This is a genomic window from Candidatus Nanopelagicus hibericus, from assembly GCF_002288005.1.
Lineage (GTDB): Bacteria > Actinomycetota > Actinomycetes > Nanopelagicales > Nanopelagicaceae > Nanopelagicus > Nanopelagicus hibericus.
In genome coordinates this window covers 272,163-284,750 of record NZ_CP016771.1, presented here as the reverse complement: position 1 = coordinate 284,750, position 12,588 = coordinate 272,163, and the positions used below count along the sequence as shown (strand labels likewise).

Annotated in this window: 11 protein-coding genes; 6 read left to right on the top strand and 5 right to left on the bottom strand. The window is 44.3% G+C overall.

Annotation, left to right across the window (positions count from 1 at the left end):
• Positions 1–74: 74 nt before the first annotated feature.
• From panB to B1s21160_RS01515, 4 genes are all read left to right on the top strand, one after another.
• Positions 75–884, top strand: coding sequence for a 3-methyl-2-oxobutanoate hydroxymethyltransferase (panB, locus tag B1s21160_RS01530; protein ID WP_095672116.1), 810 nt, complete (start codon positions 75–77; stop codon positions 882–884).
• 18 nt (positions 885–902) lie between these two features.
• Positions 903–2,174, top strand: coding sequence for an MFS transporter (locus tag B1s21160_RS01525; protein ID WP_095672115.1), 1,272 nt, complete (start codon positions 903–905; stop codon positions 2,172–2,174).
• Positions 2,175–2,371: 197 nt separating this feature from the next.
• Positions 2,372–2,554, top strand: a complete 183-nt coding sequence (locus B1s21160_RS01520; RefSeq protein ID WP_095672114.1) for a hypothetical protein — start codon at positions 2,372–2,374, stop codon at positions 2,552–2,554.
• A 92-nt stretch (positions 2,555–2,646) separates the two neighbouring features.
• Positions 2,647–4,605, top strand: coding sequence for a M13 family metallopeptidase (locus B1s21160_RS01515; protein ID WP_095672113.1), 1,959 nt, complete (start codon positions 2,647–2,649; stop codon positions 4,603–4,605).
• Here the strand turns inward: B1s21160_RS01515 and B1s21160_RS01510 are convergent, their stop codons facing one another.
• The 5 genes from B1s21160_RS01510 to B1s21160_RS01490 form a co-directional block, all read right to left on the bottom strand.
• Entirely contained in the window at positions 4,606–5,580 is a 975-nt protein-coding gene (locus tag B1s21160_RS01510) for an ABC transporter ATP-binding protein (protein WP_095672112.1), read from the bottom strand.
• Entirely contained in the window at positions 5,580–6,617 is a 1,038-nt protein-coding gene (locus tag B1s21160_RS01505) for an ABC transporter ATP-binding protein (protein ID WP_095672111.1), read from the bottom strand. The genes B1s21160_RS01510 and B1s21160_RS01505 overlap by 1 nt, the downstream gene beginning before the upstream one ends.
• Positions 6,614–7,609, bottom strand: coding sequence for an ABC transporter permease (locus B1s21160_RS01500; RefSeq protein ID WP_095672110.1), 996 nt, complete (start codon positions 7,607–7,609; stop codon positions 6,614–6,616). Before B1s21160_RS01500 ends, B1s21160_RS01505 begins: the two co-directional genes overlap by 4 nt.
• Positions 7,610–7,701: 92 nt before the next feature.
• A complete protein-coding gene (locus B1s21160_RS01495) occupies positions 7,702–9,480 on the bottom strand; it encodes an ABC transporter substrate-binding protein (RefSeq protein WP_095672109.1) in 1,779 nt (592 codons plus the stop codon).
• Positions 9,481–9,633: 153 nt separating this feature from the next.
• A complete protein-coding gene (locus B1s21160_RS01490) occupies positions 9,634–10,605 on the bottom strand; it encodes an ABC transporter permease (protein WP_223297971.1) in 972 nt (323 codons plus the stop codon).
• A 181-nt stretch (positions 10,606–10,786) separates the two neighbouring features.
• On the opposite strand from B1s21160_RS01490, the gene B1s21160_RS01485 reads away from it, so the two are divergent.
• Together B1s21160_RS01485 and tgt are read left to right on the top strand one after the other, a co-directional pair.
• Positions 10,787–11,320: a hypothetical protein gene (locus tag B1s21160_RS01485; RefSeq protein WP_095672108.1), complete on the top strand. Its 534-nt coding sequence runs from the start codon at positions 10,787–10,789 to the stop codon at positions 11,318–11,320.
• A 42-nt stretch (positions 11,321–11,362) separates the two neighbouring features.
• Positions 11,363–12,580 carry a tRNA guanosine(34) transglycosylase Tgt gene (gene tgt / locus B1s21160_RS01480; RefSeq protein WP_095672107.1) on the top strand — a complete coding sequence of 406 codons (1,218 nt, stop codon included), beginning with the start codon at positions 11,363–11,365 and terminating at the stop codon, positions 12,578–12,580.
• Positions 12,581–12,588 lie beyond the last annotated feature (8 nt).

The window sequence follows — 12,588 nt, the reverse complement described above, 5'->3', positions numbered from 1 at the left end:
AGTTAAGTTAAACTCATCCCTACCTAGCAAAGACAGGGACCTTATTTATAGGCCTTGATCTAAAAGGAGTAAGTATGAGCAATGCTCAAAGTGTGCGGATCTCAGTTGCGGATTTAGCTGCCAAAAAGCGGGCGGGTGAAAGATTTGCGATGCTGACCTGCTACGAACAGATCACCGCAGAAATTTTTGACTCCGCAAATATTCCAGTTTTATTGGTGGGCGACTCTGCTGGTAATAATTTCCTCGGCTTTGAAAACACTATCCCAGTAACAGTTGATGAGTTGATTCCCATGGCTCGGGCGGTGGTTAATTCAAGTAGCAAAGCGATGGTGGTGGCAGATCTGCCATTTGGCTCATATGAGAGCTCCCCAGAGCAGGCGTTAATTACCTCAATTAGATTTTTTAAAGAAGCAAAGGTGGGCGCAGTAAAACTAGAGGGTGGAGTCAAAGTAGTGCCACAGATTCAAAAACTTGTTGCTTCTGGTATTCCAGTGATGGGACACCTTGGTCTAACCCCACAATCTGTTCACACCCTGGGTGGCTTTAAGGTGCAAGGACGTGGTGATGATGCTCAGGTGATCATTAATGATGCCAAAGCTTTGGTTGCGGCTGGGGTTTTTGCCATCGTCTTGGAGGCGGTCCCTGCGCAACTGGCAAAGCAGATAACCAGCGCCATCTCAGTTCCCACAATTGGCATTGGTGCTGGGGTTGATTGTGATGGCCAAGTTTTAGTTTGGACTGATCTGATGGGATTAACCGCGAAAATACCAAAGCTTGCAAAGGCGTACCGAAATATGCGTAAAGAGATGAGCGATGCGGTGAGTGAGTTTGCCCAAGATGTAGCAGCGGGTAGATTTCCGACTGCAGAGCAAAGCTTTAATTAATCCTCTGCTGGGGGGCTTTTGAAAGCAAATCTGGCGATAGATTTTTCACCTCTGAAGCGGTATCCAGATTTTCGCCGGCTATGGCTCTCTGGATTAATTTCCTACTTTGGCTCCATGTTCACCTATGTCGCACTGCCCTTTCAGGTGAAGGAGTTAACTAACTCTTTTCTAGCAGTTGGCTTAATTGGCTTGGTAGAGATTATTCCGCTGGTGGTCTTTGGTCTCTACGGCGGGGTGCTGGCAGATCATATGGATCGCAAAAAAATGATCTGGGCAACTGAGTTCGCCGCATTATTTTTATCAGCAATACTATTAATCAACGCGCTGCTGCCAGAGCCAAAATTAGCCCTGATCTATATTGTGGCCGCACTCTTTTCAGCAGTTGATGGATTACAACGACCTAGCGCAGATGCGATTTTGCCCAGATTAGTTGAACACAAAGATCTGCCCGCAGCAAGTGCGTTAATGAGTTTGCGCTGGCAGATTGGCATGGTGGCTGGGCCAGCATTAGCTGGAGTTTTAATCTCCGTAGCCGGAGTTCCTGCCGGGTACATCTTGGACATCCTTACCTACTTTTTATCCTTAACAATATTGATCCGAGTTAGAAGTGTGCCGCCAATTGAGGTCAATGAAAAACCAGCATTTTCTAGTTTGGTGGCAGGGGTTAAGTACGCCACCAGCCGCAAGGATTTAATGGGTACTTATCTAGTAGATCTTTCGGCGATGTTTTTTGCAATGCCAACTGCGCTGTATCCGTTTTGGGCAGATCAGGTAAATGCACCTTGGGCGCTAGGTTTCTTTTACGCCGCCGGCACTATTGGTTCATTACTAGTTACGGTGACCAGTGGTTGGGTTAAAAGCTATACCAAACATGGTCGGGCAATATTTTTAGCAGCCCTTGGCTGGGGGGTAGCAATTACCTTGGCTGGATTGGTAAATAACCTGGCATTGATTTTGCTATTTCTAATCTTGGCTGGTGCCTCCGATATGGTCTCGGCGCTATTTCGATCAGTGCTTTGGAATCAATCTATTCCAGATGAGTTTCGTGGCAGATTAGCTGGTGTAGAACTTATCTCCTACTCAGTTGGGCCATTAGGTGGGCAAACTCGCGCCGGCTTCACCGCCGAGCGCACCTCACTTCGCACCTCAGTTGTCTCAGGTGGCTTACTTTGCATCGGTTTTGTCTGCTTTTTCACCGCATTGCTGCCAGATTTTCGAAAATATGACAGCAAAAGTAATAAATTTGCAATTTCAGAGGCAAAAAAACGTAAAACTGCACCAAATAATTAACTCGTCAGTAGTTTTTATTAAATTAACACCAATAAAATCGATAAATTTTTAAAAAAACGGCATAAAATTCCAATTAAATAAAGTTGCGACACGCTCCATATTTTTTGCCAAATGAGTGGATTCTTTTCCCATTTAGTGCCACGCTTATCCCTGAAACAGGTTCGGTGACGGATCGAACCACTTTGATAGGAGACCACGTGGCTAAACGCCGTAAGAAAGCAGCAAAAGCTGCACCAAAGCGTCGTCGTCGCAAGAAGGCAGCTAAGGCTGCTCCAAAGCGTCGTCGTCGTAAGAAGGCAGCTAAGGCTGCTCCAAAGCGTCGTCGTCGCAAGAAGGCAGCTAAGTCTGCCCCAAAGCGTCGTCGTCGTAAGAAGGCTTAAGTTATTTAATAACTTAAAAACCCCGCCAGTAAAATGGCGGGGTTTTTTTATGGTTTAAATTTCATATCACTGTTAGATAAGGTTGCCCCCTGATGCGAAGCGGCCTAGATCTAACCCACATCGATAAAAACACCCGCCCCCAAGATGACCTGTTTAGGTTTATGAATGGCAAGTGGTTAAAGGAATCGGTGATTCCAGAGGACCGGGCTAGTGATGGTGCTTTTTATAAGCTTTTTGAAGCGGCTGAAAAACAGGTTAAGCAGATAATTCTTGACCAAGCAAATAGCAAAGCTCCTAATGGCAGTATTGCCCAAAAAATTGGCGATTTATATAACAGCTATATGGATGAGGCGAAGATTGAAAAGGATCACCTCACCCCCATTGCTAAGGATTTAGCAGCTGCGCAATCCTTTGAATCTGCAACTGAATTTTTTGAGTTGCTGGGTAAATTTGAGTTGGAGGGGTTATCTACTCTCTTCTACTCCTATGTATCAACTGATGACAAGGACTCTGCTAGAAACATTTTATATCTTGGCCAATCGGGCCTATCACTGCCGGATGAGAGCTACTACCGCGAAGAGCAGTATGTAGATATCAGGGCAGCTTTTATCGCACATGTAAAAAAGATGTTTGAGCTTGCCGGGATTGATCGGGCGCAACAACGAGCGGATGATCTGCTGGCACTTGAAACCCAGATCGCATCCCATCATTGGGACCAGGTGAAGGATCGAGATGCGATCCTTACCTACAACAAGATGAGCTTTGAGCAACTCAGCCAAATTACACCAGCATTTAATTGGCAACTCTGGATTGAAAGATCACAAACTCCACCTGCGGCATTAGCAGAGTTAATTGTCCGCCAACCCTCCTACCTGGCTGGGTTGGATAAGTTATTGGCAGATTTTGATCTAGAAAAGTGGCGTACCTGGCTCACCTGGCATTTACTATCTGGCGCGAGCCCTTACTTAAGCTCTGCCTTTGTCAATGAAAACTTTGCATTTTATGGCACTACCTTGTCTGGCATACCTAAGCTCAAAGAGCGGTGGAAGCGCGGTGTGGGCTTAGTTGAAGGCGCACTTGGTGAGGCGGTGGGTGAGATCTATGTGGACCGACACTTTGGCGCAGCTGCCAAGGAGCGAATGGTTGATTTAGTAAAAAATCTAATCCAGGCATACCGCAACAGCATCCAATCTTTAGATTGGATGAGCCAGCAGACAAAGGAAAAGGCATTTGTTAAGTTAGAAAAGTTCACCCCCAAGATTGGCTATCCAGATAAGTGGCGAGATTACTCAAAACTCAGTATTACTCCCGGTGATCTAATCGGCAATCTTGAGCAGATCGCAAAATTCTCCGCCGATTATGAGTACGCAAAGCTTGGCAAACCAGTTGATAAAACTGAGTGGCATATGACCCCACAAACAGTTAATGCTTATTACAACCCTGGAATGAATGAGATTGTCTTCCCAGCCGGAATATTGCAGCCACCATTTTTCGATGTTTTGGCCGAGGATGATGCTGCAAATTACGGCGGCATCGGCGCAGTAATTGGACATGAGATTGGCCATGGCTTTGATGACCAGGGCTCTAAATATGATGGTGATGGCAACCTAGTTAATTGGTGGAGTGATGCCGATCGAGTGGAGTTTGAAAAGCGGACCAATAAATTAATTGATCAATACAACCAACTATCACCAACCGATGCACCAGAGGTGAAGGTCAATGGCGCACTTACTGTGGGTGAGAATATTGGCGATCTTGGTGGCCTAACAATTGCTTACAAGGCTTACTTAATCGCCTTGGCAGGAAAGCAACCACCAGTAATTGATGGCTACACCGGTACGCAGCGATTTTTCATGGGTTGGGCGCAATCATGGCGGGGTAAGTATCGAAGTGAAGAGGTTAAGCGGCGGGTTGCAACTGATCCCCACTCTCCAGATGAGTTTAGATGCAACCAGATTGTGACAAATTTAGATGAGTTTTATGAGGCCTTTTCAGTTGCTAACAATGACAAACACTTTATGCCAGCTGATGAGCGGGTAAGGATCTGGTAATTACTCCGGGAAGTGACAGGCAACCTGGGATTTTCCAACAGTTAATAACTCAGGGGTCTTGCTGCGGCATACCTCTTGTACTTTCCAACACCTAGTATTAAATACACAGCCAGCAGGTGGATTAATTGGTGAAGGCAGATCTCCTTTAAGGATTATTCGCTCCCGATTTCGCTCACCACGTGGATCTGGTTGGGGAACAGCTGATAACAACGCCGTGGTGTACGGATGGTGTGGGGCGGTGAATAAATCCTCAGTCTTAGCTAGCTCCATAATCTTGCCCAAGTACATAACCGCTACTCGATCAGAGATATGTTGAACCACAGATAGATCATGGGCAATAAAGACGATTGAGATGCCATCGGCCTTTTGCAGATCATCAATTAGGTTAATTACCTGGGCTTGAATGGAGACATCAAGGGCAGATACTGGCTCATCAGCCACAATTAGTTTTGGTTTTAAAGCAATAGCTCTGGCAATTCCAATTCGCTGACGTTGCCCACCTGAGAACTCATGCGGATATCGGTTGTAATGCTCAGGGTTTAGGCCCACCCGCTCCATTAGGGCTGCAACCTCTTTTTTAACTCCACCTTCCGGTGTCACTTTTTGAATCTCAAATGGGGCAGCGATTATTTTTCCAACAGTCTGACGTGGATTAAGGGCGGAGAATGGATCTTGAAAAATAATCTGCATCTGTGCTCGCAGAGGAGTCATTAAGCCTGGACGAAGTTTGGTTATATCTTGACCTTCAAAAACTATCTCACCAGCGGTTGGTTCAATTAACTTTAGAATAGTTCTACCAGCTGTCGTTTTGCCACACCCGGATTCACCAACTAACCCAAGCGTTTCCCCCTTCATTAAATCAAAAGAGATGCCATCAACAGCTTTTACCTGCAGCTTTTCTTTTCTAAAGCCAACATTTCTAGAGGTTGGAAAGTATTTCTGTAAATTTCTAACACTAAGTAATGGAGAACTCATTAGGTGCGAGCCCCCTTTATCTCAGCGGTAAATAATTTATTCCGTTTCTCCTCCGGCACATGACACCTTGATTTATGAGAGTCAGAGTTTCCAAGAAGTTGGGGTCGAAGATTTTCACAGCTATTTTCACCAGCTAGAGATATGTACTCACATCTTGGGGCAAAGGCGCAGCCAATTGGTAAATTAATCAGTGATGGCGGCTGACCTGGGATTGCCTTTAATCTCTCTGAGCCTCTACTGCCAATGCGAGGTACTGATTTTAATAATCCCAAGGTATATGGAGCGTGTGGTGAGTAGAAAATATCATCCACATTTCCTTGCTCCACAATTCTTCCGGCATACATAACATGTACTCGATCTGCCACCTGTGCTACTACACCAAGATCATGGGTGATTAATAAAATTCCCATATTAAGATTCTTTTGTAGATCTTTTAGTAATTGCAAGATCTGGGCCTGCACCGTTACATCAAGTGCGGTAGTGGGTTCATCAGCGATTAATACTGCTGGATCATTCATCAGCGCCATTGCAATCATTACCCGCTGGCGCATACCGCCAGAGAACTGATGTGGATACTCCTTAGCCCTTACTTGTGGCTCAGGAATTCCAACTAAAGAAAGCATTTCAAGTGCTTTTTTGTTTGCCTCCTCTTTTTTACCAGGGTGATGAACTAAATATGCCTCCGCTAATTGTGAGCCAATCTTGTAGTAAGGGTGAAGTGAAGACATAGGATCTTGAAAGATCATTGAAACTACCCGACCACGATAGCTTCGAATTTTATCTAGTGGGGCTGAAACAATATCTAAACTTTCATCCTTATCCTTGACTAAAATCGAGCCGGTGATCTGAGTTACTTTTCGGTTGTGCAGACCAATTACCGATAAAGATGTAACAGTTTTACCAGAGCCAGATTCACCAACAATTGCTACCGTCTCACCTGGGGCAACTGAGATTGAAACTCCATCTGCCGCCTGGACAAAACCATCATCGGTAGGGAAAGTAACCTTTAAATCTTTGATCTCAAGTAAATTTTTCACTTCATTCTCACCCTTGGATCTAAATATCCATAAGCAATATCTACAATTAAATTCATGGTAATTACAACTCCTGCTGCCAAAATCGTGGTCGCAACAACCACTGATAGATCAAACTCATATACAGCCTGCAAAGTCATGCGGCCAAGACCAGCTAAATTAAATATTGACTCAGTGATAATGGCTCCCCCGATTAAGCCAGCAATATCTAGGCCGGCGCTGGTGGTAATTGGCGCAAGGGCGGCACGCATAGTGTGTTTAAGGAGTACCACACGCTCACTTAATCCCTTAGCTCGAGCAGTTCTAATGTAATCCTCACCTAAAGTTTCAAGCACTGTTGCTCTTGTGAATCTGGTGTAAAAGGCGGCATATAAAATTGCCAAAGTCAGCCAAGGCAAGATGAAGTATTGGAAGTACTTCACTGGACTTTCAGTAATTGGTACAAACCCTTCCAAACTTAACGGGACTATTTTCCACTTTATAGTCACATAAATTAGAAAAAATAATCCAGTTACAAATGTTGGTAGAGATGTTCCTAGCAAGACAAATACTGAACTTATGGTGTCTGGGTAACGCCCTCGAAATTTAGCTGCCAGAAGTCCTAATCCCACTCCGACAGTTATCCAAATTACAAATGCCCCAATAGCGAGATTGATAGTCACAGGTAATGCCTCTGCCAACATATCTGTCACACACATATTCTCATTAAATGAATAACCAAAGCTTGGAGCTGGACAAGTGAACTCAGCAGATCCTGCCCCATATGTTCTACCTAAAAATATCCCAGATAAAAATAACCAGTACTGCTGCCAAAGCGGTTTATCAAAGCCTAGTTTGACTCGATTTGCCTCAACGATTGCTGGTGTGCACTTTTGACCACAGGTAAGGGCTGCTGGATCAAATGGCAAAATCGAAAATACGCCGTATACAACTATTGATACTAATAAAATTGTTAAAGTTGCAAAGTAAGCACGGCGTAATATAAATCTTGGCAATTCGCTACCCCTTAATACTAATTTTTTAAGCCTAGAGTAAGTAAATAGGACCCGCAGTGACGCGGGTCCTATTTATCTATACTGTCAGTGGATTATTGATTAATCCATAACTTTCCGTAGGCCAAGTTGCCCTGTGGAACCCAGAAGAAGACGTTTTGGACCTTTGAGCCCCAAATTTCTTGAGCCTTACCAAACAATGTTGGTAGAACCCAGAAGTTCTTCATCGCTTCTTTGTCTAATTCCTTCCAAAGTGCAGCTTGCTTCTTACGATCAGTTGTCTTCATCGCAAGATTTACCTTGTCCTCAAAAGCCTTGTATGCAGGATCCTTTGAGTTTTGGCTTAGGTTAAATCCACCCGCTGTTGTGAATAGCTCTGGAATAACTGTTGAGGCATTTGCCCAGTCAGCTCCCCAGCCAGAGGTTGATAGATCACTCTGTTTTGTAGCATCCATAACAGTTGGGTAGTAACCACTCTTGATCAAGTTATAACTGATCTTAATTCCGACTCGTGCAAATGCTGCCACGTTGATTGGAATTGTGTCGTTATCACTTGCAGATGGACGACCGTCAATAACAATTCCGTCCTCAGTAGCCTTCTTGTAATCAGCAGGACACTTAGTCTTTGCTGTATCCATTAAAGCTTGAGCCTTAGCCACGTTACCAGATGGTTTAAATCCAGTAGTTGGATCTAAAACATCAGCAGTGTTCTTGTAATCAGATGGTCCGACAACCTTAGTTGGCGCAAAATCTGTTGCCAGAAGTGGGCTAATTACACCGGTTGCATATGAACCTGCATAATCAGGACCGCCTGCGTAATCAAGTAGCGCCTTAGCATCACGTGCGTAGTACATAGCCTGACGGATCTCCATGCAAGGCATCTTGACAAGGTTAAATGCCAAGTAGCGAGCATAAGGGTCAGAGTTATTCATACGACGGTCTGCAAATTTTGCATCCTTGAAGAACTTATCGCGGTTGGTTGGAAGTGGTCCACCAAAGTTAACAGCGTTTGGAATTGTATCTTCCAACATAATCTGATCGATTACTTCCTCATCCAAACCGAATTGGATAATTACCTCATCTGGATATGGTGTGCGAACGGAGTCAGATGACTTCTTCCACTTGGTATTTCGGACCAAACGAAGTTGAGTGGCGCTATTTTCAACAATCTTGTATGGGCCAGTTGCCTGTGGATTAAGGTCATACTTATCGCCAGTGTCTAACTTCTTCTGAACTGGAGAAATAACTCCATAAGTTGCAAGATAGTTAAAGTCAGCGATTGACTTATTTAAATTAAAGGTGATGGTGCTTCCCTTACAAGTTACTGCCTTGTTAAACGCAGCCACACCAGCTGGTGTGTTCTTATAAGGACCGGTATAGATTGAAGTTCCATCTGCGTTCTTTGGGATATCTAGCCATGAAACTAGGTATTGAGGTCCGTCAGAGATTACATCTGTAGCAAATACTCGGGAAGAACCATACTTAACATCTTCACAAGTAATTGCTTTGCCATCTTCAAATGTTCCGCCTGGGCGAAGAGTAAACTTCCAAGTCTTTGCCTCATTGCTTGGGACTCCAGTGTTGGTAGCAAGATCTGGAACAAGAGTTGTTCCCTTCTCACCTGGAACTGGATTGTAAGCAACCAATGTGCGAGTGTGGAATGAGTTCATGAACGCTAGATCACGGCCAGTATAAATTCTGGACGGGTCATAGTGATCAAGGCGAGGAGTGTGCTCTAGAAAATAAAGCGTTCCGCCTGCCTTTGGTGTTGCTGCATTTGCTGTAGATGTTGCGCCAACAGTAATTACTGTGCTGACGAGTGCACCTGCAGATAATGCTGCTAGCACGCGAGTGCTAATTGCATTTTTACGCATTAAATCCTCCTAGGGGATTTGTGGGCTTTTGCCCGGTGAGGCAGTTTGCCACCTCCCAGCAGTTTTGGGTAGCCAAAGAGAGCCCCCATCATCAAGCCAGGGTGAGATTGAGTGTGAATATGTGGCTATTTAGGAGCGGTTATAACAAATTTGTTAGCGTTCAGATCTTGGGTCTAACGCATCACGCAGTGCATCCCCCACCAGGTTAAAGGCAAGTACTACCAAGACTAATGAGCCAGCAGTGATTAGGAAGAAGTTTGGATACACCGTAACAAATCGTCTGGCGTTATCTAACAAAATTCCCCAGGTAGTAGCAGGTGGTTGAATCCCAATTCCTAAGAATGAAAAAACTGCCTCAGCTGCCAGATAGCCTGGAAGAGATAAAGAGACCACCACAATTACTGGCGCCCAAAGATTTGGCATTAACTCCTTAAAAATAATTCGCTTTCTAGAAGCACCCATTGCTTGAGCGGCGGTAACAAAGTCACGTTCACGCAGTGAAAGCACTTGTGACCTTACCAACCTAGAAAATCCTGGCCAACCAAAAAATGAAAGAAAGAAAATTAAAAAGATAACACGTGCGCCATTTCCTTGTGCGATACCTGTTTCTTGAATTCTTGCCACCATCGGCTCGGAGAGTGCGACGATCATAAAAAAGGCTGGAAAGGCGAGCAAAAAGTCGGTAAATCGTCCTAGGTAATCATCTATTCGGCCGCGGAAGTATCCACCAACGATTCCTACGATTAATCCAATAAAAATTGCTAGCCCGGTGGTAAGAAAAGCCACCAAAAATGAGATTCGAGATCCATAGAGCAGATTGGCTAATAAGTCTCGGCCAATTCCTGGAGTAAGACCTAATGGATGCTCCCAACTGATACCCCCATTTGGCAATGTTGGAATGCCAGAGCTGTCAATTAAATCAAGATTTAATTCATCTGGATTTATTCCAAGAATTTTACAAACCACTGGCGCAAAGAGTGAGAGCATTAAAACCACAATCGATATGCCAGCAGAAACCATGCCAACTTTATTTCGACGAAAGCGACGCCAAGCAATCTGACGTGGGCTACGGCTAGTTATCTGCCCAGCAGCGCTGGCATTAGCACTCTTTAACTTGGAGACCACTCAAACGCCCCTTCCTATTTTCTAAATTTGATCAAGTCGTAAAGGTAGCCTATGAGGGGTGAATCTTAAAAGAGTGATCAAAAGGGCCCGTAATTTAAGGGGCTAAACTTGATCAGAATTTAGTAGTATTTGCCCCTAGAGGCCGTGTATTAGATAGATAAAGATATGGAGTCAGGTAAAAATGGAGAGCAACTCAAAGTTTAAATTAGCAGTTTTAGCCGTAGCAGCTGGGTTGCTTTTAACAGCCTGCGGTGGGGGAAGTGATAGTGCTTCAACTGAATCAAACCAGGAGTTAGTAGCACCGCCTGAGCAAGAGGTGCAGGCAACTGGTGGTTTTAACACTGCCGTAAAAATCCCATCTGGGGTTTCATTTACATTATCTGAACCATCTGCATTTCGTCCTGGAAAGTTTGCAGCCGGGCAACTTCCTGGTCAGCGCTATCAACAATTTAAGGTTGATATAACAAATGGATCTACTGCTGCAATAGATCTAACTACTCTGATCATCATTGGTAAGAGTGCCACTGGTTTGTGCGTAGATATATTTGATGGTGATAATGGCATGGAGGGTGCTCCCCAAGATCCATTAGCGGTTGGAAAATCAATCTCATTTAACTGGGGTCTATCTTGTGAAGGAAAAGCTGGTGAGGATCTCTCCCTAGTACTTTCCAATGAGGGCGTGGCAATTATTGAGGTTACTGGCAAACTGGCTTAACTAAGTTTTTTTCAACTTAGTTGTAGTAATTGCCGGTTAAATATGTCCTTCTCCTTTAAGGTTGAAAAATCTTTAAAGGGTGCCTTAGGTCGAAGTGGTCTTATTTCAACCCCGCATGGGCAGATTAAAACTCCAGCTTTTATTCCAGTTGGTACTAAAGCAACCTTAAAATCAGTACTGCCTGAATCCTTATCTGATCTTGGCGCGCAAGCAGTTCTGGCAAATGCATACCACCTTTACCTACAACCAGGGCCGGAAGTTGTTGATCAAGCAGGTGGCTTAGCAAAATTTATGAATTGGAAAGGTCCAAGCTTTACCGACTCTGGTGGCTTTCAAGTTTTATCCCTAGGTGTTGGCTTTAAAAAAGTTATTGCCATGGATGAAAACACCTTTCAAGCAGATGATGTAATTGCTGATGATAAGGAACGCTTAGCTCATGTTGATGATGATGGTGTCACATTTAAATCACATTTAGATGGCTCACTGCACCGCTTTACCCCAGAGGTTTCCATGCAGGTGCAACATCAAATTGGCGCAGATATTATCTTTGCCTTTGATGAGTGCACCACTTTGCATAACACCAGGAGTTATCAAGAAAAAGCATTAGAGCGAACCCGGCTTTGGGCAATTAGATGTTTGAAAGAACATGATGGCCTAACTAAAAAGCGAGCAGGCAAGCCCTACCAAGCACTCTTTGGTGTGCTGCAAGGTGCGCAATATGAGGATCTGCGGCGCAAGGCTGCTAAAGATTTAGCAATGATGAATGTTGATGGAGTTTCCTTTGATGGCTTTGGTATTGGTGGGGCGCTAGATAAACAAACACTGGGTGATATTTTGAAGTGGGTTAATGAGGAGTTGCCGCAAGATAAGCCAAGGCACTTTTTGGGAATTGGTGAGCCAGATGATTTATTTGTTGGGGTTGAAAATGGCGCAGATACCTTTGATTGTGTGGCCCCTTCAAGGCAAGCTCGAACAAGTTCAGTCTTTACCAAAGATGGTCGCCTAAATATCTCAAATGCCCCGCATAAAAATGAGTTATTTCCCATTGAAAAAGATTGCACTTGCTACACCTGCCGCAATTACACCCGAGCATATATTTGCCATTTATTTAGAGCCAAAGAGATGGTGGCAGCCACCTTGGCCACAATTCATAACCAGCACTTTATTGTTGGCTTAGTAGATCAAATGCGCTTAAGCATTGAAGATGGCACATTTTTTGATTTTAAGGCTCAATTTATGGCCAGGTACTACGGAAAGTAATTTGAGGG